The sequence below is a fragment of the Spirosoma knui genome, assembly GCF_054780635.1.
The window spans coordinates 107,345-129,367 of the sequence record NZ_BAAGVY010000005.1 but is presented as its reverse complement, the minus strand read 5'-3'; the positions used below and the strand labels follow the sequence as shown (position 1 = coordinate 129,367).

The 22,023-nt window shown below is 49.8% G+C and carries 20 protein-coding genes; 6 read left to right on the top strand and 14 right to left on the bottom strand.

What is annotated here, in order from left to right; genetic code table 11:
* Position 1: 1 nt before the first annotated feature.
* Entirely contained in the window at positions 2-508 is a 507-nt protein-coding gene (locus ACYVIY_RS12920; RefSeq protein ID WP_460976767.1) for a Dps family protein, read from the top strand.
* On the top strand, positions 472-1,041 hold the full coding sequence (locus ACYVIY_RS12915) for an NUDIX domain-containing protein (RefSeq protein ID WP_460976766.1): 570 nt from the start codon (positions 472-474) through the stop codon (positions 1,039-1,041). Before ACYVIY_RS12920 ends, ACYVIY_RS12915 begins: the two co-directional genes overlap by 37 nt.
* Here the strand turns inward: ACYVIY_RS12915 and ACYVIY_RS12910 are convergent.
* The 10 genes from ACYVIY_RS12910 to ACYVIY_RS12865 form a co-directional block, all read right to left on the bottom strand.
* Positions 1,038-2,435 carry a high affinity choline transporter 1 gene (locus ACYVIY_RS12910; RefSeq protein WP_460976765.1) on the bottom strand — a complete coding sequence of 466 codons (1,398 nt, stop codon included), beginning with the start codon at positions 2,433-2,435 and terminating at the stop codon, positions 1,038-1,040. The genes ACYVIY_RS12915 and ACYVIY_RS12910 overlap by 4 nt on opposite strands.
* An 89-nt stretch (positions 2,436-2,524) precedes the next feature.
* On the bottom strand, positions 2,525-3,391 hold the full coding sequence (locus ACYVIY_RS12905) for an inositol oxygenase family protein (RefSeq protein WP_460976764.1): 867 nt from the start codon (positions 3,389-3,391) through the stop codon (positions 2,525-2,527).
* A gap of 115 nt (positions 3,392-3,506) precedes the next feature.
* On the bottom strand, positions 3,507-5,135 hold the full coding sequence (locus tag ACYVIY_RS12900) for a sodium/sugar symporter (protein ID WP_460976763.1): 1,629 nt from the start codon (positions 5,133-5,135) through the stop codon (positions 3,507-3,509).
* A 148-nt stretch (positions 5,136-5,283) separates the two neighbouring features.
* Positions 5,284-6,627: an acetyl-CoA carboxylase biotin carboxylase subunit gene (gene accC, locus ACYVIY_RS12895; protein WP_460976762.1), complete on the bottom strand. Its 1,344-nt coding sequence runs from the start codon at positions 6,625-6,627 to the stop codon at positions 5,284-5,286.
* A 92-nt stretch (positions 6,628-6,719) separates the two neighbouring features.
* Positions 6,720-7,202 (bottom strand): acetyl-CoA carboxylase biotin carboxyl carrier protein, encoded by a 483-nt coding sequence (gene accB / locus ACYVIY_RS12890; RefSeq protein WP_460976761.1) that lies wholly within the window; start codon positions 7,200-7,202, stop codon positions 6,720-6,722.
* Between the two features lie 63 nt (positions 7,203-7,265).
* Positions 7,266-7,829, bottom strand: coding sequence for an elongation factor P (efp, locus tag ACYVIY_RS12885; RefSeq protein WP_460976760.1), 564 nt, complete (start codon positions 7,827-7,829; stop codon positions 7,266-7,268).
* 110 nt (positions 7,830-7,939) lie between these two features.
* Complete coding sequence (locus tag ACYVIY_RS12880) at positions 7,940-8,923, bottom strand: beta-ketoacyl-ACP synthase III (RefSeq protein WP_460976759.1); 984 nt, start codon at positions 8,921-8,923, stop codon at positions 7,940-7,942.
* 57 nt (positions 8,924-8,980) lie between these two features.
* Positions 8,981-9,922, bottom strand: coding sequence for a phosphate acyltransferase PlsX (gene plsX / locus ACYVIY_RS12875; protein WP_460976758.1), 942 nt, complete (start codon positions 9,920-9,922; stop codon positions 8,981-8,983).
* A gap of 145 nt (positions 9,923-10,067) precedes the next feature.
* Positions 10,068-10,262 (bottom strand): 50S ribosomal protein L32, encoded by a 195-nt coding sequence (gene rpmF / locus ACYVIY_RS12870; protein WP_460976757.1) that lies wholly within the window; start codon positions 10,260-10,262, stop codon positions 10,068-10,070.
* Between the two features lie 108 nt (positions 10,263-10,370).
* Positions 10,371-10,913 (bottom strand): YceD family protein, encoded by a 543-nt coding sequence (locus ACYVIY_RS12865; protein WP_460976756.1) that lies wholly within the window; start codon positions 10,911-10,913, stop codon positions 10,371-10,373.
* A 403-nt stretch (positions 10,914-11,316) separates the two neighbouring features.
* Between ACYVIY_RS12865 and ACYVIY_RS12860 the strand changes: the two genes are divergently transcribed.
* The 4 genes from ACYVIY_RS12860 to ACYVIY_RS12845 all read left to right on the top strand — a co-directional run bounded on the left by ACYVIY_RS12860 (position 11,317) and on the right by ACYVIY_RS12845 (position 16,207).
* A complete protein-coding gene (locus ACYVIY_RS12860) occupies positions 11,317-11,526 on the top strand; it encodes a hypothetical protein (RefSeq protein ID WP_460976755.1) in 210 nt (69 codons plus the stop codon).
* 261 nt (positions 11,527-11,787) lie between these two features.
* Positions 11,788-13,302, top strand: a complete 1,515-nt coding sequence (locus tag ACYVIY_RS12855; RefSeq protein WP_460976989.1) for a S41 family peptidase — start codon at positions 11,788-11,790, stop codon at positions 13,300-13,302.
* A 103-nt stretch (positions 13,303-13,405) separates the two neighbouring features.
* Positions 13,406-13,948, top strand: a complete 543-nt coding sequence (locus ACYVIY_RS12850) for a 3'-5' exonuclease (RefSeq protein ID WP_460976754.1) — start codon at positions 13,406-13,408, stop codon at positions 13,946-13,948.
* 153 nt (positions 13,949-14,101) lie between these two features.
* Entirely contained in the window at positions 14,102-16,207 is a 2,106-nt protein-coding gene (locus ACYVIY_RS12845; RefSeq protein WP_460976988.1) for a prolyl oligopeptidase family serine peptidase, read from the top strand.
* A 77-nt stretch (positions 16,208-16,284) separates the two neighbouring features.
* On the opposite strand, the gene ACYVIY_RS12840 is transcribed toward ACYVIY_RS12845, so the two are convergent.
* The 4 genes from ACYVIY_RS12840 to ACYVIY_RS12825 all read right to left on the bottom strand — a co-directional run bounded on the left by ACYVIY_RS12840 (position 16,285) and on the right by ACYVIY_RS12825 (position 22,005).
* Positions 16,285-16,803 carry a hypothetical protein gene (locus ACYVIY_RS12840; protein WP_460976753.1) on the bottom strand — a complete coding sequence of 173 codons (519 nt, stop codon included), beginning with the start codon at positions 16,801-16,803 and terminating at the stop codon, positions 16,285-16,287.
* Between the two features lie 297 nt (positions 16,804-17,100).
* Positions 17,101-17,967 carry a glycerophosphodiester phosphodiesterase family protein gene (locus tag ACYVIY_RS12835; protein WP_460976752.1) on the bottom strand — a complete coding sequence of 289 codons (867 nt, stop codon included), beginning with the start codon at positions 17,965-17,967 and terminating at the stop codon, positions 17,101-17,103.
* A gap of 124 nt (positions 17,968-18,091) precedes the next feature.
* Positions 18,092-21,289 carry a TonB-dependent receptor gene (locus ACYVIY_RS12830; RefSeq protein ID WP_460976751.1) on the bottom strand — a complete coding sequence of 1,066 codons (3,198 nt, stop codon included), beginning with the start codon at positions 21,287-21,289 and terminating at the stop codon, positions 18,092-18,094.
* 152 nt (positions 21,290-21,441) lie between these two features.
* Entirely contained in the window at positions 21,442-22,005 is a 564-nt protein-coding gene (locus tag ACYVIY_RS12825; protein WP_460976750.1) for a hypothetical protein, read from the bottom strand.
* Between the last annotated feature and the right edge of the window lie 18 nt (positions 22,006-22,023).

Genomic DNA, 22,023 nt, shown 5'->3' with positions numbered 1-22,023 from the left:
CATGAACGTAACTAAGCCTATTGAAGCCCTGGATACTCCCTCCGATTTAGAAGAAAAAGGACGGGAGAAGGTAACCGAAGCCTTAAACGCTCTGGTTGCCGATGCGTTTGCTTTATACATCAAAACAAAAAACTATCACTGGCACGTATCCGGTCGGCATTTTCGGGATTACCATTTATTACTCGATGAGCAGGCAGCTCAGATTTTTGCCACCATTGATCCGTTGGCAGAACGCGTCCGTAAAATTGGCGGAACTACCATTCGGTCAGTAGCGCATGTCGCTCAGTTGCAGCGCGTGAAGGATAACGACGAGGATTTTGTTGAACCAAAAGCTATGCTTCTCGATCTGGTGGCCGAAAACAAGCGAATGGCTAAAAACATGCGCAATGCGCACCAGATCGCCGATGACGCTCAGGACGTAGCAACGGCCAGCCTTCTGGAAAACTTCATTGACGAAACCGAGCAGCGTACTTGGTTCCTGTTCGAAACCACACGGGATCTGAACTAGCCGCCATCTTCGGCAAAGCTCATCCGGTTTATTCAAAAGCCGTCTTCTTTCCCGAAGATGGCTTTTTATATATTGCTCTTATGAAAGTTCGCCCTTCTGCTCTTATCTGGCGCCAGCACGCCAACCAAACCGAGATTTTATTGATGCGTTACGTATATGGCGGTCAGGATGTATTTGCCTTACCCGGCGGGAATCCGGACCGCGGGGAAACGTTACCCGAAACCGTAAGTCGAGAAATCCAGGAAGAACTTGGCGTTCAGGTAGACGTTGGCGAAATGATCTTGGCGGGGGAAATGCTGCTAACCGAACGTAATGACGATGTTCTGCACGTGGTGTTCGCCACACGTAACGTGCAGGGTGAACCGGTGCTCAATCCGGCTGAGACAACCGCGCTCGAACTCGTGTGGAAACCTGCTTCTGAACTGGACCAGCTAAATATGTACCCAAACATCGGAGCCCGGATTCAGCCGTGGTTTACGAGCGCTACGTATCTAGGCTACGTTGGTCGGATTGCCCAACAATACTTTGGTTAAGCTTCGGCAGAAACCGCAGGTTGTGGGCTGGTTCGGCTTAAAAGACTGCCGGCAATCATGGCAAGGGTGCTGGCGAGCAGCCCATACATCATCGGCGAGTATTCGGTATTAGCCCAGATGCAGCCCAACCACACGACTAAACCTATCCCCATTGACCATAGGCAACCCAGTAGATTCGACCGCTTCCAGTAAATACCCGCCGTCAGCGGAACGAACAGCGACACCAGGCTAAAGGCTGACGATTCACCGACGAGGTCAAAAATGTTCATGTCGCGGGCGGTACTCATCCAGACGCAGATAACCGTAATGACGACGACCGCCCAGCGAATGGTACGTAGCAGTTCCTTGTCGCTCAGGTTGGGTCGAAAAAATTTAACGATATTCTCGCCAAACACGGTCGCCGGGGCCAGAATCGCCCCGCTCGACACGCTGAGAATAGCTGACGTAACGGCCCCAAAAAACAAGACCTGAAGTGGCAAACTCCCATGCCGCATTACCATGTTCGGAATTATGAGCTGGTTGTCTTTCGGCAAATCCGGATGAAGTAATTTCGCACTTAGGGCAATGAACAACGGCAGCATCGCTACGGTAAGGTAAAGCCCCGAGGCCAGGTACGAAGCCCGCACGGACGTATTCTCGGTTTTAGCCGCCATTACCCGCTGAAAAATATCCTGCTGCGGAATAGAGCCCAAGCCTATGGTGAACCAGGCAGCTATGTATTCGACCCAGTCTTTAAATGTCGGGTTCGGGAAAAAGCGAAAAAAACCCGTTGGCGTTCGTCGCTGGATGGTTTCCCAACCGCCCACCTGATTCCAGAGCAGCACCGCCAGCACCGCCAGCGCCAGCACGATAATCAGATTGTGAAAGAAATCGGTGACTGAAATAGACCACATGCCGCCCAATAAGGTGTAAGCCATGACGACGGTGGCGCTGAATAGAATACAGTACTCTCGCGGAATATCCGTCACGACGCTCAAGACAATGCCGATTGCCACTAACTGAGCCGCAATCCAGCTAAAGTACGAGGGAATGATCATCACGGCCGACAGCAACTCCGCCGAGCGTCCAAACCGGATTCGAAAGTAGTCGCAGAACGTAGTGATATTAAGCCGGTACAATGGTCTGGCAAAAAAGGCGCCTACCAGAAACAGGCACAGCGCCGAGCCAAAAGGCTCTTCAATAACCGCCGGAATACCCCCCTCGATGAACATGGCAGGCGCGCCCATGATTGTTTCTGAGCCGAACCAGGTAGCGAAAGTTACCGATGCCGCCAGTACCAGCGGCAACCGTCGGCCAGCCAGGACGAAATCCTGTGACGTGGTTACCCGGCGGGCCGCCCAGGCTCCGACCGCTACGTTCGATAGTAAATAGAGGGCAATGAAGAAAAGAAGCATTATGACCGGGAAGGGATGGCGACGGTCAAACCTATAATTATCTAACAAGCCAGCGTAGTTAACGACTACGCTGGCTTGTTACGTTCGGCTTACAAACGGATGGTTGCCGGTAAGTATTTAGCGATCAAATCTTCATAATACGGCTTCAATTCGCTCACAACGGGCGGTTTCGGGCTTTTCGAATACAAATCGTATGGGTTGAATTTACGTACCCAGTTGAACATTTCCCGATCGTGATCGTCCATCAGGTGATCGTAGGCCTCTTCCCGGTGCTGCGAATAGAACGAGTGGTACCGGATCATGTACAGAGCAGGCTCCGGCAGGTAGTTTTTCGTAATGTGGTAGAGGTACTCGTCATGCCCCCAGGACATGTGTACGTTACGTAGTCCGCAGTTTGGCTCGTACACGCCGTATTTCGTGTTGTACCGCTCATCGTGCGCATCAGGATTGTTGACAAAGTATTCCGGGTAAACAATCTTATCCGAGTGTTTACAGCCTACCGGGAACGTATCGCCCACTACGGCCCACTGCGGCTCGCCAAACAAACACAGCACTTTGCCCATATCGTGCAAAAAGCCGGTCAGCACGAACCAATCCGGATGTCCGTCGGCCCGAATGGCTTCGGCGGTTTGCAGCAGGTGCTGAAGCTGGTCGAGATCAGTATCCGGATCAGAATCGTCAACGAGCGTATTCAGGAATTCCATTGCGCCCCAAACCGGCAGCTCTTTCTTGTCGAACGTAAGAAACTCTTTTTCTTTGTTCAGCACGAAATCGTACGTCTGGTACGTATGGTTGAGCCGGTAGAATTCGCGCACGGTGTCGCGCTCCGGATTGTCGTAATTCCGGTACTCCTCTTTTGCCTTATGCTCAGGCTCCGGATAACGGATTAAGAGGTCATCTTCCCATTGTTCGAGGCTAGCGAGTGGGTTTTGCTGGGTTTCGTTGAAAACAGTCATGACACGAGCGTTCCTTTTAAAGCGTAAACGTAGCTAAAATTTTAACAGCCAACGGATTGAAGGCAGAATTTGTTTTTAAACGTAACAGAATCTGGCGAAATCCTGAACAGCAGGCTCACCAAAAAATTGAATATAATACGGCTAATATGCCAAAAATTACGGCTGATCCCGTAACGAACGAAGGGGACACTCTAAACATCCGGGTATCGATGATGAGTCCTTTCACTTTGATGGAATCGGTCAGCGATACGACCACCATGAGTGCAACGTCAATGCAAAATACCCACGTAGTGCGGTGCAAAAACGGAATTGAATCAGCCGAACCACCGAACATACTGACAACATCGGGCCAAAATTTTAGTAACGTCGATAGTGGAATGGTCAGAATAGCCACCGTTAAAGCGGCCCGGTTGGTGGCCCGCTTCCAGAAGAAACCCAGCAAAAAAATGGCGAATACACCAGGGGTGATAAAATTGGTATACTCCTGAATGTACTGATACACCTGATCGAACGATTGAAGCATCGGAGCCAGCACAATCGCAATGGCAAATGAAACCAGAACGGCCCAGCGACCAACGTTGACCAATTTCTGCTCCGACGCATTTTTATTTACGTACTTCTTATAAATGTCGAGCGTAAAAATGGTAGAGATCGAATTGCACTTGCCCGCCAGCGATGCCACAACGGCCGCGGTTAAGGCAGCAAAGGCTAAGCCCTTCATACCTTTCGGCAGTAGGTTCATCAGTACCGGATACGCGTGGTCGGGCTTCACCATACCCGATGCATCCGTCATCGCTTCACGGAACGGCCCGCTTTGGTACAGCACAAAAGCAGCAATACCCGGGATCACGACAATCAACGGAATCATTAACTTCAGAAAAGCGGCAAATAAGATTCCACTGCGGGCTGTCTTTAGATCAGCACCCAAAGCGCGCTGTACAATATACTGATTGCACCCCCAGTACGACAAATTATTGATCCACATGCCACCCAGTACCAGCGACATACCAGGTAGGGCATCGTAATGAGGATGTCCTTTCTCTAAAAACATGTGGAAGTGGCTGTCAGCCTGATTTCGTAGAGCCACCATGCCATTCCAGACACCGGCGGTACCCGTTTGCTCAGCAACTAACTGCAGCGCCAAATACGTAACGACCAGGCCACCGATCACCAGAACAATCACCTGAATTACGTCGGTATAGCCAATCACTTTCATTCCGCCCAACGTAATGAAAATGGCAAAAACGGCTAACCCAATGGTGCAGGTCGTAAATGAAATACCCGCCAGCGACTGAATGGCAATGGCTCCGAGATAAAGAATGGAGGTCAGGTTTACCAGCACGTACACAACCAGCCAGAATACCGCTAAAATGGTACTGACAGTATCGCTATAGCGTTGCGCCAGAAACTGCGGCATCGTATAAATGTGGTTCCTGAGATAGATCGGAATGAAAAACACCGCTACAATAACGAGCGTAGCCGCGGCAATCCATTCGTAGGAAGAAATAGCCAGCCCCATGGCAAAGCCGGAACCAGCCATACCGATAAAATGCTCGGCCGAAATATTCGATGCAATCAGTGAGGCACCGATGGCCCACCAGGTCAGCGACCCCTCGGCCAGGAAGAATTCCGTCGTGTTAACCTGCCCCGACCGCCTTCGCTGATACACCCAATACCCATAGCCTACAACGATGATTAGATACAATAAAAAAACAACATAGTCTGCGGTGTCAAGGTGGTTCATGCGAAGGTTTAGTAACAGTAGTGTACGGTAGCCAAAGTAAAGCAACCGTTTTTTTTACCAATCCCCTGCAAACTGACTTGCTTCGGTCATAAAAAAGCCCGCCATCCGTGTCGATACAGATGGCGGGCTTTTTTGTCTGTTACGTGTATTACAACGTAGAGAAGTCGAACGTTTCCAGAAAAGCCGTTGTGAATTGTCCCGATTTAAACTTAGGATCATCCATCAGCTTAATGTGGAAGGGAATGGTTGTCTTAATTCCTTCAATCACGAACTCCTGCAAGGCCCGCTTCATCCGCGTGATCACCTCTTCGCGCGACTGACCCGACACAATCAGCTTGGCAATCATGGAATCGTAGTTCGGTGGAATAGTGTAGCCCGCGTATACGTGGCTGTCTATCCGAACGCCGTGTCCACCGGGCAGATGCAATACCGTAATCTTCCCGGGCGACGGCCGGAACCCATTGGCGGGGTCTTCGGCGTTAATCCGGCACTCCATCGCATATAACTTCGGCGTGTAGTTACGTCCCGATATTTCGGCTCCGGCGGCAACTTTGATTTGTTCTTTAATCAGGTCGAAGTCGGTCACTTCTTCGGTAATCGGGTGCTCAACCTGAATCCGGGTGTTCATCTCCATAAAGTAGAATTTCCCGTGCTTGTCGACCAAGAACTCAATCGTACCCGCGCCTTCGTAACCAATCGCCTGCGCTCCTTTAATGGCCGCTTCACCCATCTGTTCGCGCAGTTCCGGGGATACGATTGGAGACGGCGTTTCCTCTACCAGTTTCTGGTGCCGACGCTGAATGGAGCAGTCCCGTTCCGACAAATGACACACGCGCCCATATTGATCACCAACGATCTGGATTTCGATATGGCGCGGCTCTTCAACAAACTTCTCCAGATACAAGCCGTCGTTGCCGAAGGCAGCACCAGCTTCGGTTCGGGCATCGTTCCAGGCTTTCTCGAACTCACTTTCCGAGCGGATAATGCGCATCCCACGACCTCCTCCCCCGGCGGTCGCTTTAACGATGACCGGATAGCCCATTTCGGCAGAAAGCTTTTTGCCTTGCTCAACTGATTCCAGCAAGCCATCCGATCCAGGAATGACCGGTACGCCCGCGGCCCGCATGGTTGCTTTGGCCGTGGCTTTATCACCCATGCCATTAATTTGCTCAGCCGTGGCCCCGATGAACTTGATGCCGTAATCCGCGCAAATCTGAGAAAACTCGGCGTTCTCGGACAAGAATCCGTATCCTGGGTGAATAGCGTCAGCCCCTGTCACTTCAGCGGCCGAGATAATGCTTGGAATACTTAAGTATGACTGTTTGCTGACCGGAGGCCCTATACAGACGGCTTCATCAGCAAAACGCACGTGCAGACTATCCCGATCGGCGGTTGAGTAAACAGCTACCGTTTTAATGCCCATCTCCCGACACGTTCGGATGATACGTAACGCAATCTCACCCCGGTTGGCAATAAGGATTTTCTTAAACATAGCACTTGAATGAGCGATTGAGTGAATGAGCGATTGAGTGAATAGTTGGTTTAGTAACTATTCACTCAATCGCTCATTCACTCAATCACAAATTAGATAGGTTCTACTAAAAACAGCGGCTGGTCGTACTCTACAGGCGTAGCATTCTCGACGAGCACTTTAACGATACGTCCCGACACTTCGGACTCAATCTCGTTAAACAACTTCATAGCTTCAATGATGCAGACCACTTTACCTTCGGTCACGCTGTCCCCTACTTCCACGAACGATGGTGTATCGGGGTTAGACGACCGGTAGAACGTACCGATCATCGGCGACTTGATGGTAATATAGTTCGACGTATCGGCTTTAGGTGCCGAAGGGGCCGGAGTCGTTGCTGCGGGTTGAGCCGGCGCTGCCTGAGCGGGTGCTGAAGCAATTGGCGCAGGAGCAGCAGCTACCGGAACTGGAGCAGCAGGTGCGCCCGAACCGTACCGCTTGACGCTGATCTTGAGATCGTTGGTCTCGATGTTTACCTCATCTAGACCCGACTGCGAGATGAAGTCAATGAGTTGTTGTATGTCTTTCGTATCCATGGATTGGGAGCGAGCCACGAGAAGAATTGAACCGCGATGAATTCATACTTCTCACTTCTCAGTTTATTTCACTCGTTCAACGTACTCACGTGTGCGGGTATCTACCCGAATTTTTTCGCCCGAGTCAATGAAGAGCGGCACCATGATCTTAGCACCCGATTCTACTTCAACCCGTTTTTTTGGACTGTTGGCTGTATCGCCTTTGATGCCTGGCTCAGCATACGTCACCTCCAGTTCAACGAAGGGCGGCAACTCGCACGACAGGGGAACTTCACTTTCGGCATTGATCAGAATTTCAACCTCCTGCCCCTCTTTCATCAGGTCAGCACCGTCAACGAGCTTTTCATCGATGTTAATTTGATCAAACGACTCCTGGTCCATAAAGTTATAACCAGCCTCGTCTTTATAAAGATATTGGAATTTTCGACGCTCAACCCGAACCGGATAAATCGTTACGCCGGAGTTGAACGTATTGTCGATTACCCGGCCGGTGGTCAGGCTTTTCAATTTCGTGCGCACGAAAGCGGCACCTTTGCCGGGTTTAACGTGCTGAAAATCTGTGATCTGAAAAAGGTCGTTGTTGAAGTTGATGACTAGTCCGTTTCGGATGTCTGCTGTCGTTGCCATGCGTTATGGTAAATTGTTTGTCATTGCTTGTCATCTATAGTCATTGCTTGTTTTGATCGCTTTTACAAGAGGACCATCAAGGACAGCTAATAACTATGAATGACTACGTATTAATACGCCCACTTAACATAGGCAGCTCCCCAGGTGAACCCGCCACCAAAAGCCGCCAGCACTAAGTTATCGCCTTTTTTCAACTGCGGCTCGTAATCAAACAAGCACAGAGGAATTGTAGCCGCGGTTGTATTTCCGTATTTATGAATATTCATCATCACTTTATCAGAATTGATACCCATACGGTTTGCGGTAGCGTCGATGATCCGTTTATTGGCCTGGTGCGGCACCAGCCAGGCAACATCCGCGCCGGAGAGGTGATTCCGCTCCATGATCTCAGCCGATACGTCGGCCATATTTTTTACGGCAAACTTAAACACCGAGGGACCATCCTGATACACGTAGTGCCACCGTTTTTCAACGGTTTCGTGCGTAGGTGGGTAACGGCTTCCTCCTGCTTTTTGAAACAAGTGATTCTGGCCCACTCCGTCCGAGCGAATAATCGAATCCAGTATTCCTACTCCTTCTGTATTTGGTTCGAGCAGTACCGCACCGGCCCCATCGCCAAACAGCACACAGGTTGTTCGGTCGGTATAGTCGACAATAGCCGACATTTTATCAGCCCCAACAACAATAACTTTCTTGTACTTTCCTGTTTCAATAAATTGGGACCCGACGGTTAAAGCATACAAGAACCCCGAGCAGGCAGCCTGGATGTCGAAACTGCCTACATTCCGGATGCCAACCATATCGCAGATCAGGTTAGCCGTACACGGGAATACGTAGTCCGGGGTTGTGGTTGCGCAGATGAGGAGATCAATCTCTTCGGGCTTGGTGTTTGTTTTATCAAGTAAGCCAGCCACCGCTTTAGCGCCCATGTGCGACGACCCCATCCCCTCACCTTTTAGAATGTGCCGTTCCTTTATGCCCGTTCGGGTGGTTATCCATTCGTCGTTCGTATCGACCATGCGCTCTAACTCAGCATTAGTCAGCACGTAGTCAGGCACGTAGCCATGAATTCCAGTAATGGCAGCTTTACTCATAAATCGGTGGTGTAGGTGCTTAACAGCACACTGTCAGTTAAACACGGGAACCCTCGCTTAAGCCAGGGCCTGTGCAATCTTGATATAAGCATCCGACTCAACTTGTCGAATCGCCAGATTAATCATGTTTTTTATCGCAATCGGCGACGATATACCGTGGGCGATGATTACGTTACCATTGACACCTAGTATCGGACTACCGCCCACCGACTCGTAATTCGTTTTATCCAAGAACTCGTCGGTTATACCCCGCTCGGTAGCTACGGCATAGAACGATTCTCCTAGTTTAAACATGGTGTTCCCCGTAAAACCGTCCGTAACGATTACGTCGGTTTTACCCGCAAAGAAATCGCCACCTTCGATATTACCGATAAAATTAATGCGCCGGTTATCCTTCAGCAGCTGATGAGCTGCCTGCGCAACCAGCGATCCCTTCTGCTCTTCAGAACCAATGTTCATCAGGGCAACGCGGGGCCGTTCGATCCCAAAAATGTATTGAGCGTAGATCGAGCCGACCTCACCGAATTGGGCTAACATTTCGGGCTTACAGTCGGCATTAGCGCCAATATCGAGCATTACGGCATGGCCACCAGTAATCTGAGGCACAAACCCGGCGATACAAGGACGTATTACGCCCTCAATGGCTTTGATACTGAAAAGAGCACCTACGTGCATGGCACCCGTGTTACCAGCACTGCAAAACGCATTCACCTGCCCATCCTTCAAAAGTTTAAACCCAACTCCGATGCTGGAATTGGGCTTCTGAGAGAGAGCTTTGGTTGGGTGCTCACTCATGTCAATAACATCCTCAGCGTTAACCAATTCAATATTGGCTATCGCTTCGGTAGCGTATTGGCTAACTAATTCCTGCACAACGGACTGCCTGCCAATCAATACGATAGTTATGCCTTGCGGCAATTCAGCAGCGGCCATTACAACCCCCTTCACAATTGCGTCGGGAGCAAAATCGCCCCCCATTGCGTCCACTGCAATCTTCATTGACTCTAGTTGTTCAACACCTCCCCGCTTAGCCGGGTTACTAAAAAATACGCGTAAAAATAGAGAGGTAGTGGGCAATAAAAAAGTATTTCACGTTCATCTTCTGCAAGACGTCGGTGAAATACTTTTTATAAATCAATGATAATTAGGCCGTTTTGGCGTAATTCTCGACAATCATTTGTCCTTTATAGAACAGATTCCCTTCAAAAACGTGGGCATGGTGACGCTCGTGAACTTCACCGGTTTGGGCGTCGGTTGAAAGCGTTACAGCGGATGCCTTGTAGTGCGTTCTGCGCTTATCGCGCCGGGTGCTCGAGTGGCGCCGTTTGGGATGTGCCATAGCTAAATATATCGTTTTCGGTTTACAGTTGTCAGTTTTTGATGATTCTGGTCACTCACATACCGTCTCAGAATCTATAGAATCATCTGAAGCTAAGCCGGCTCTCTATTAATTATCACTCAATTTGCGCAAAGCGGCCCAGCGTGGATCGATGTCTGGCTGGTCGTTACTTTCGTCGTCTGGTTCAGAGTCTGAACGGTAGATTAACTTACCGTTCACGTCATCGTCTCCATCTTCTTCGTCCCGAAAGCGGGGGTGAAGACGCTTCATCGGCAACGATAAACTCAGGAACTCGAATATGTACCGGGCAACGTTGACGGTTGCGGTTCCTCGTTCGATGAGCTCAATTTCGTCGCTCAACTCTTCGTTATGATCACCAAACTTCAACAGCATACGCTGCTGAGTATCGACGGGTTCATCATAACAATCGAGGCTGCGATCACAAGTTTGTTCGACCGTACCGGTGATGTGAAAATCCAGCCGGATCATGGTTTCAGACTTATCGAGAACCAAGTGCGTATGCACATTGCCCTTTTCAATCAGATCCTGCTCCAGAGCCGCAAAAAACGCATCGTTCGACGTAAAGTCGTATTCGTAGCGCTTGTTTTCCAAGCCCACAATATTAATGTCGTATGCGCGTAATACGTTCACCTCGTATCTCCTTCCAAAATAAGACCGCAAAGGTACGAAACGTTTGTCAATCAGGAAAGTGCTCGCCGTAAATTTCTAGATAGCTGCCAATTATGCACGGAGTATCCGCGCTTTATCTGCCCAATACCAGGCTTCTTCAACAAAGCGTTTTTATATAGAACCATTTGCTACGTAATAGAGAGCAGAAGGAGTGCAGTTACGAGAGACGACTAGTATATGTTTATTGAATCCTTCGGTCGTCGGCCTCTTTATAATCTGTTTGAGACTTATTAAAAGAGATAAAACGTGGCGCTTTTGCCATTTCAGGGATGGCAAATAAGATTTGAAGTTGCTATCCTAATTACGTACCCGAATAACCATATCGCCCGGAACTGGGTTATTAAGACCTAACTATTTTATCGCTATGGCCCAGTATCAACTTGTCGAGAAACACGCTATCGAGCACCACAACGAATATTATGAAGTACGTATTACGCAGGAAGGCGACCATCCGGAGAGCCTTTTCTTTACCACAAACGAGGAAAACCTGGAGGATGTAGCGGCTGATGTTATTGCAGATCACAAGCCCGGCGTTCAGCACTGGACAATAATTCCCCATCGGAAAGATGAATAATCTGTGTGCTACGCACTATAAATCTGTATTTAACAAGAAATATACTATTAAATTTTGTTTGTTAGGACCAAGGCTGCGTACGAAAACAGCACTGAAAACGAGTGAGTTATTTAGTTATGACCAATAAGAGGCCTTAACCTGCAAACAAAATTTAATAGGGTTTTAAACAATTCCTATTGATAATAGTTGCGCCAAATCTTATCTTCACAGAACAAACAGAGTCCCACTTGCCAAAGTGGGTGAACACCGTGACGTTGAATGATGAAGATTGGCCGAATTCTTTTGTGTTCGGGTTTGCTGATCGGACTATGTAGCCTGATCGCTCCCGCTCAACCCCTTACTCCTGAACAAGCTCGTACTGACTTAAGCTATCTCAAACGCAAGCTCGACTTGCTGCATCCCGGCATGGGTTACTACACCCCACAGCCGCGCATGGAGCAGCTTTACGACTCGCTATACAACTGTCTGACGGCTCCAGTCGACTATTTATCGTTCTTTCGTCACGTTAGTCCTCTCATCACCGCCATAAAAGACGGGCATACGAATCTGAATCACCGGAAGAACTTTATTAACAAACAAACCCGATATATACCGTTTTACATCCGACCCGTCGGAGATCAATATTACATCAGTCACAATGTATCGGCCGATACGAGTCTGTACCGGGGAACGGAACTGCTGACCATTAACGGACGTAGCGTTGGCGACATGCACGACGAGTTGATGAAGTCAGACCACTCGGGTTCTGATGGCGATAACGTAACGGGCCGTCGCCAATGGAGCCTTGTCCAATTTGCTGACTATTATGCGGCCTGGTACGGATCGGCGGATTCGGTTCGCATCACCTACCGGCTCCCTGGCGATACAACCGTTCGCCAGACTCGTCTGGCTTGCCCTAATCTGGCGGGTTTCCGCTCGATGATGCACCGGCGCTACCAGTCCGAAATTGACCATCGCCCTAACGTATCGGTGCGGATCGTTGATTCGCTGACGCACACGGCCGTGTTACGGGTTGCCTCGTTCATGGGCCCAAAAAAGACGGATCCTTTTCAGTTGGCGTTTAACCGGAGGTTGAAAAAGGCGTTTAAGCAACTACGTAACGAGAACGTACAAAACCTGGTGATTGACATGCAGGGGAACGGCGGTGGCGTTGTACTGAATTCGGCCCGGCTGTTACGTTACTGGATGCCCAAACCGTTTACCATTATGGAGCATGAGGAGATGAAACGGGCCGCCCGCGCCGAACTGGTTACGCGCTGGAACCCAATATCAGCCATCAACTTCAGTCTCCAGTATAAATCCACTAACGCGGGTGGTTTCGCGAGTCGTTCGGCGCGTCGTCGTTATCGACCCAAGCACAACAATGCATTTAAGGGCAATATCTATTTCCTGGTGAATGGCGCGTCGTTCTCGGCAACGACATCGGTTCTGGCCAAGACGCTGGATGCCGGTATGGGTACGTTCGTTGGCGAGGCCAGTGGTAGTGCGTATTGGGGTGATTTCGCGGGCCATTTTAAAACTGTGACCTTACCCAACTCACGAATTCAGGTTCGTATCCCGCTTAAAAAGCTGACCCATGCCGTTACGGCCGATCGGGCAAACGGGTTTACAGTCGAGCCTGATTTTACGGTTACCCGCAGCTATGAGGACCTGCTCTGTAATCGCGATTATGTACTGGATTATACGCTTGGACTTATTCGGCAAGGGGTTGTAGCCCGACCCAGCCGCGATGTGCAACCGATCAAAGCCCGCCCTTTACAAGCTTCTCTCCAGTAAACAGGTAGAGCGATAAACGCATCCGCTTTTGTCATAAAATAAGGTAGAGCCGAACTCATTGCTTAGCCACGCCTGTTTATTGACTACAGATAACCTTGCTTTTGTGTATTGTATAGTTGACGTTGAAACTACAGGAGGTGTAAAGGGAGCAACGCGCCTGACAGAAATTGCCATATTTCGCCACGACGGCCAGCAGGTTGTCGATTCATTCCACTCCTTGTTAAATCCGGGCTGTCCGATTCCGCCATTTATTCGTCAACTGACCGGGATTACGGACGAGATGGTAGCCGACGCGCCTACCTTTGCCGACGTAGCGGCTCAGGTAGTGAACATAACCCAGGATGCGATTTTCGTAGCGCACAACGTCAGCTTCGATTTTAACTTTGTTCAGAAAGAACTAAACTGGCTGGGGCACGACTTCCTGCGTCGAACACTTTGTACCGTTCGCATGAGCCGTAAATTAATACCCGGCCACCCTTCCTATAGCCTAGGCAAGCTTTGCCGCTCGCTTGAGATACCGCTCAACGGCCGCCACCGCGCCCAGGGAGATGCGGCCGCAACGGTCCTGCTGTTCGAGATGCTCTTACGGAACGACTCGCAGGGGCTGATTCCACGCGTTGGTCCTCGTCAGGAACTGCTCATCTGAGTTTCCGTTGGCCCTTTATCGGCTGACTAGAGAATCTCTATTGAACTTCCCCTTTCTACGTACTAAAGCATTAGCTTAGTAAACGAATTGCGTTTAAACTCTTCTTCAACGCTTATAATCATGCATTTTTCTAACTCTATCCGACTGCTCCTTATGTTGAGTTCGTCTGTGGCAATGGCCCAAACTGAAGGTCCGTTCAACTATCCCAAAGCGCGTAAAACCGATCATGTCGATACGTATCACGGCACTCAGGTCGCTGATCCTTATCGCTGGCTCGAAGATGACCGTTCAGCCGAAACCGCTGAATGGGTCAAAGCCGAGAACAAGGTTACGTTTGACTACCTGGCGCAGATTCCGTTCCGTAAGCAACTACAAACCCGGCTTGAACAGGTCTATAATTACCCAAAGTATTCAGCGCCCAGCCGGAAAGGCGACTGGTTCTATTTCTCCAAAAACGATGGCTTGCAGAATCAAGCTGTTCTGTACCGCCAGAAAGGTCTGGATGGCAAGCCGGAACTGGTTATCGACCCGAACAAATTATCGACTGATGGTACGACCCGGCTTGGTGCGTTCTCATTGTCCAAAGACGGAAAATACGCCGTAGTTGGACTCTCGAAAGGCGGATCAGACTGGCAGGAATACCAGATAATGGACCTCGCCACAAAGCAGTATCTGCCTGAAAAAATCGAGTGGGTAAAAGTATCGGGTGCCGCCTGGCAGGGCGATGGGTTTTATTACAGCCGGTACCCTAAGCCCGAAGGCAGTGCGCTAGCCGCTAAAAATGAGAATCATCAGGTATTTTACCACAAGCTAAACACACCCCAGTCGGCAGACCGGCTTGTGTATGAAGATGGGAAACATCCACAGCGCTTCCATATCGTAAGCACGACCGACGACGAACGCTTTGCGTTACTGTCGGTTAGCGACCGGGGCCAGGGAAAAGATGGGAATGCCTTGTTTTTCATGGATGCGCAGGGCGGCCAAAAAACGTTCACACCCGTGGTGGCCGACGTAACCGATTTCAGCTACGGCGTTATCGACAATGATGGTGACCGGCTTCTGATTTTAACCAACGAAAAAGCGCCAAACAGCAAAGTTGTAGCCTTCGACACGAAGAAGAAAGCTTTCACTACGTTGATTGCCGAACGGCCTGAGCCCATTACCGAGGGTGGCGTCAGTGCGGCTGGCAAGAAACTCTTCGTTGAATACTCGAAAGACGTAGCGTCACAGGTGCAGGTGTACGATTACGCCGGAAAGCTGGAGAATGCAATTCAGTTGCCTGCCATTGGCTCGGCTGGTGGATTCGGTGGCGAGAAAGACGACAAGTTTGTGTTCTATACGTTCACCTCGTTTACCTTCCCGCCGACCATCTACCGCTACGATATAGCCACTCGGAAAAGCACCGTTTTCCGGGCACCGGAAGTAGATTTTAAGCCGACCGACTACGAAACGAAGCAGGTGTTCATTACGAGTAAGGATGGAACGAAAGTGCCGATGTTCTTAACGTATCGGAAAGGGCTCAAACTGGATGGTACCAACCCTACTCTGCTGTATGGTTATGGCGGATTCAACGTCAGCTTACCGCCTGCCTTTAGTCCATTCCGGATTCCGTTTCTAGAGCAGGGGGGCGTGTATGCGCAGGCTAACCTACGGGGAGGCAGCGAATACGGAGAGAAATGGCACGAGCAAGGCATGAAACTCAAGAAACAGAACGTATTTGATGATTTTATTGCAGCTGCTGAATACCTGATTGCGCAGAAATACACCAGCCCGGCGAAACTGGCCGTTCAGGGTGGTTCAAATGGTGGTTTGCTCGTAGGAGCCGTTATGAACCAGCGCCCCGATCTGTTCCGCGTCGCCATTCCACAAGTAGGGGTTATGGATATGCTGCGGTTTCACAAGTTTACCATTGGCTGGAACTGGATTGCCGATTACGGCAGCAGCGATAATGCCGAAGAGTTTAAGGCACTTCGTGCGTATTCGCCCCTGCACAACCTGAAAGCAGGAATCGGTTATCCGGCAACGCTGATCACGACCGCTGATCATGACGATCGGGTTGTTCCAGCCCACTCATTTAAGTACGCAGCTACGCTACAGGAGGTGTACAAAGGCCAGAATCCGGTGTTGATACGTATCGATACCAACTCGGGGCATGGTGCCAGCAACACGAAGAAGAACATTGAGACAACCGCCGACATTTATTCCTTTATCCTCTGGAACATGGGCGTACGAAGCCTGCGGGAAGTAGCCGAAAAATAATCGCTGATAACAGAATAAAACAAAAGACCCTGCCTTTGCTGGCAGGGTCTTTTGTTTTATTCTGGGGTGTCTTTTGACTACTGACCCAGCTTGAAGGTGACCCCTATTTTGAGCGTAGACAGGCTAGAGCCTAATTCCGCAAAGCCACCAACATTATCGCTGAAGAAGTAACGACCACCAACGTGGATAGGCACGTAAACAGCACCGTAATTGTCGAGGTAACCACCGTATGAGAACGAGAAGTAAGACAGGCCTAAACCAGCGTACAAATCTGCTTTATCGGTAGATAAGTTCAGCAGTTCGTTGAAGTGGTACGAACCACGAGCACCAATATCGAACGAGTTGTATTTGTAGGTACCTACGCTTCCATAGCTTCTATAACCGGCCTGAGCCCCGACAGTGATGTTTTTGGTTACACCGAAGTCAGCAGCCGCCGTAAAGGCAACTCCGCTACTACCTGTGTAATACCCATAACCACCTACGCCGATACCGAGGTTTATGAACTTGGTGCCCTTATCAACGGCTAACTGGGCGAACGACTGAGTTCCTGCCAACAAGCCAAGAACTAACAAAAATGAGAAGTGAAATTTTTTCATTGTGGTACAATTGATTTGTGTTTAACTGGGGACAAATTAACGTTGATTCGTATTGGCTATCAAATCGCCTAACGACTCACTTATTAATCGGTCATATAGTCGTCTAAAGCAGTAGGCAAGGAAACACGCTATTGTAAATCAATTATTTATGTACAGTAAGTGCACGAAATGCATACTCATATACGAGTAGATCAGGGTGTGGCACAGACCGTTACCTTTGAGTAATCGGTCAAAAAGAAAGGTAAGCCGATGACTTACCTTTCTTAATTTAGTACTAAAAATGCTAATCGTTAGCGATCAGAATAGATTGGGGTAATCGGTAATAATGCCATCTACCCCTAACGCGATTAGGCTGTCAATCTCGGGTTTTGTATTTACTGTCCAGGGAATAATCAGCATCCCCCCCGCGTGCGAAGCCTTCACTGTCTCAGCCGTAACGGTTTTGTAATACGGACTGTACGCATACGGCGTAAAACCTAACGTAGCCAAGTTGTCAGCCAGCGTTTTTCCGTTCATTGTCAGATACGCCAGCGGCACGTCGGGTGCTTGCTTATGAATAAGTTGTAATGGCCGTACGTCAAACGATTGAATGTTGTATCGCTTGCTGCCCAGCTTCTTCTGAGTGATGGTAAGCACCAAATCAACAAACTCCTCCGGAGCGGGGTGGTATACGCCATCGGTCTGTGGACTGCACTTTATTTCGATATTGTACATGGGCAACGGCATCCCCTTTGCTTTCGCGTAGGCATCAACCGAATCGATCAGTTCGGCCAGTAGCGGCTTATAGGCCCGTAACTTTTGCTGCCGCCCAAACTGAGGATGCGGCTTGCTGCCTACGTCGAACTTCTTAATATCGGCATAGGTCAGCTTATATAAGTTGATGTTCTTCTGCTCGTCGGCAGTAACCGGAGTTCCATCGGGTTTCAGCGATATATCGGCCGCCATGTATGTATCATGCGATACGACAACCTGTTTATCCTGCGAGATTACTACGTCCAGCTCCAACGTTTTAACGCCCAGATCAAGAGCTTTTTTCATGGCCGGAATGGTATTTTCCGGCATCAGTCCCCGGCAACCCCGGTGGCCCTGCTTGTTAAGCTGGTTTTGAGCAATCAGCAGCTGCGACCACAACAGCAGCGATAAAAGTCCTAACGTTTTACGCATTTGAATTTGGTGGTTTATGCATCATGGGCCCCATTGATGATGCGGGATAGCCTCATCAACAGCACCCATGATGTCAACTGTACATTAAGTCAGCTTACTTGTTTCTTTACTTACATGACCAGCTTTAGAAGCTATACCGAGCGCCTAGCTGAACCTGATAGGGGTTACCGGATGGCGTAACTACCCCCGCTGTATTGACCCGATACACAAACCGTTGGTTCGTCTTGTCGAAGCCGTCAACCGCTGGCGACGTGCTGGTCCGGGGAATACCTAACGCGTACAAGGCCTGGTTGCCCAGCGACTTGTTTACCCCCCAGCTTTTGTTCAGGAAATTAGCAAAATTGAATATGTCGGCGGATACGTCTATGCTGTGGCTTTTATAAATTCGGAACCGCTTGCTGGCTCGCACGTCGAATATGCCGTAGAAGCCGTTGATGCCGCCATTCCGCTCCGCCATCTGGCCCCCGTATTTGAGGATATAGTCTTTAATGCTCTGACTGGCATTCGGATTATCCAGAATAGCCTGAAGACCGGTTTTTACGTTAGCGGGCGTATTCTCACCGTTTCGGTCAAAAATAAAGGCCAGATCGTTTGTGCCCGCCACGAAGTCGGCATTGCTGTTCGCGCCAGATAGTAACGAGTAGCGAGTGCCCCCAATGCCCGAATACCGAACGCCCACCGTAATGCCGTAGAACGAAGGCAACGTACCGTAGAAGACGACCTTGTGCCGAAACTGGTTGTCGGAATAGGACATTCGGCTCAGGTTGCGTGGATCATCTTTTACCGGCAGCGACAGTGTGGCTGTATTTGCTACGTTCCCATTGTAAGAGGTGTTATCCTTCGTGTCGTTGTAGGTGTAGCTGGCCGTGAATTCACCATCTTTGAAATACTGGTACGTAGCATCGGCCACAAACGCGAACTGGTTGACTTTACCTTCGCTATTTAGTTCCAGCACCCGGCCTAGTTTCTGGCTGATACGCCCCTGCAACCAGTCGCCCGATCCGTTGGCGGGCATTGAATTGAGCGGGACATACACGCCCCGATTGTCTTCGTTTGCCAGGTGGAAGAACGGCTCAGCGACCATGTTCCGGTCAACGTACATATAATTGTTACGTCCCAGCGTCATGAATCCAGCCACACTCATGCGCAGCTTATCTGTTACGTACCGTGTATACGAAATATTGGCTTTGTACATCACCGGCACGCGGGCATCGGTTCCGGTGAGGTTGATTGTCGGCAACTGATAAGCCGCCAAACTTGGGATGCTCGCATAATTCGCGCGGTAAGCCGCAAAATCAGGCGTTGGTACGGCGGCTCCGCGTACGTCTACCGTAGCCAGGTGCTTTCCGTCAAACGTGAGATTATTGATGATGGCGTAGTTGTTTATATCGGAAGCGAAGATTCCGGCCCCAAACCGGACGATGTCCCGGCGCTGATCGTTGATATCCCAGGTCAGTTGTAGTCGGGGCTGCGCAATGAATGATTTCAGCTTATTATCGGTACGTAATTTAAGCTCGTCGAATACCACCGGGTTGAACGGAGCCGTTGGGTAATGCGCGTAGTCGAAGCGCAGACCAGCCGTCATGTCTAATCCCGGCGCCAGTCGCGTACTCATCTGGCCGTAAGCGCCCGCGTTCCAGGTCTTACCGCGCACGCTCCAGTCATCCATCAAGGGTACCTCGCGGTAGTAGCGGTAAGGTTGCAGCCGATCGAACTTGTCGAGAGCCGTTAAGTTGCCATCAACGGTGTAGTGAAAGCGGCCGTTTACTTCACTGCCGTAGACCGACCATGCATTCGTGTACATCAGGTCTACCCCAAAAGTAAACTGCGCTTTATCGGTGTTGTAATACAGATTATTAACCAGTTGCAGGACGTTGTTTTTGAATCCTTCCTGCGCGAAGCGGTGACCGCCCATCTGAATATTGGTAGAACGATTGGCTCCATCTACCGTTGACACAACGTTTTCAACGATTGCCCGTGGAATATTCGCCGAAGGCAGCTGATCGCCCGGACTGCTTTTCTGATACGTGTAGAGGTGCTGAAGTTTCAATTCATTAGTCACGCGCGGATTCAGCGACGAGCGCAGCGTAGCCAGAAAGCTGTTGTCCCAGTTGAAGTCATTGCCGTATGATTCGTACAGGTTGATCGACGTATTATCCTCCAACCCCAGCTTGTTCCGGTCGCTGGTGAAGTTGTTACGTATAGTCAGCAGGTTTTTAGGATTGATTTGCCAGTCGATTCGGGCGAAGGCAGCGTCGGAACCCCGGTTCTTGTCGAACGTACCGTACTGGGGCGTATTGGCAACTCCGTATTTCGTACGAGCAATGTTCACGAACTGATCGAGCGTGGTTCTGGTCACGTTAAACCGACTTTCATCAGTAGGCGTTTGTACATCAGCGATAATCAGCGGACGCGAATCCTGCTGGTGGTCCCATACCACAAAGTAGTGGAGCTTATCCTTAATAATAGGCCCGCCCAGCGAAAAGCCGAACTGGTTCGTTGAGAACGGGTTGTTTCGTTTGTTTCCCCGAATATCGTATTGACTTGATAACCAGTTAGCACGGGTATAGTTGAAAATACTTCCGCTTAGTTTATTCGTACCTGCTTTCGTAACGGCGCTGACAATCCCACCACCACTACGTCCGTAAACGACATCATACTGGTTGGTAATCACCTTGAACTCCCGCACAGCTTCGATAGAAATGGAATACGGAGCCCCGCTTCGGCTCGTAGTTGCCCCGGCTGAGGTTGGATTTTTAGCCGTCATCCCGTCAATGGTGTAATTGGTCGACGAGCCAAGCTGGCCGGATAGGTTACCGCCCCGGCTTAATGGCGACAGGTCGGTTAAGGACGTAAAATTCCGGCCGTTAACGGGCAGCGAAGCGATGGATTTGGCTGAAACAGCCGTAGCAGCACCGAGGTTTTCGATTTTGTTTTTCAATCCGGAGGCAACAACCTGTACCACTTCAAGGGTTTGGCCGCCTTCTTCCATGTTCAGGTTTATCCGGATCGCATCGCCCTGGTTGAGCGCATAACCCGTGCGCTTTTGTTCGCCGAGCCCCACGAACGTAACGCGTATGGTATAGGGTCCGCCCAAAGGCAACTCCTTGAATAAATATTCGCCCAGAACATTTGTGACAGTTCCCGTAGTAAAGCCGGTCGACTCATTGCGAACCTGAACCGTTGCTCCTGGCAGCGGCCCTTTATTAGTCTCAGCAACGATTCCCGATATAGATGCCTGAGTGGTTTGAGCCAGCGTTTCGATAAGGCCAAAACACACTGAAACAAGCACCAGCATACTGGAAAGTAAATACGTCTTCATGCAGCAGATTGTAAAAAATTTTCTGACTGCAAAGAGAATACAATCGTATTACCCCCATATTACCGGCCTATTATCGAATTATAACCAATCAACCGGTACCGATAATCTAGCTAATGAATACGGATTAATGGCGGAGGCTGAACCTCTCCGCCTTACTTCAACGCGTCGATATACTCGTCAGTGAGGGGATCACTATTCCGCAGGGCACATTCGGAGGACAGATCTGAAGCATCCTGACTGAATATTGTCAACGTAGCGCTCTCGCCCGGTTCACAATCGGCATTGTAGCCTTTTCTATAAACGACCAACGCAACTATATCCGCATTTGTCCAGGTTTCCGCGGAGGCTATGAGCGACCGATTCGCCGTTGTGCAAAGCTGAAATGTAGTTGCGGGTGTGCGGGTACCGGCCTTGTGCTGCGCCACAAAAGCCTCTTTTAATGCATCGGTATAATCGCAGGAAATTCGGAACAGTTTGTTGTCGTAGAAGTACAGTACAACGTTCGTTATCGTCGTTCCGGCAACCTCAACCTTCGGCGAGGTGAACGTCTGAATGTGGTCGCAGGGTAAGGCAAGCGTTCCTTTCACGTACGACTGTTCGTCTTTCTTAAAAACAACTGAACTCAACGAATCCGGGGTCGTACTCCCGATCCGCAGATTGCCCAGGCCCGTTATATTCGGTTGCCCACTCCCTAAAGCAGGCAGCAGGACGAACATAAACAGAAGTCGAAGGCC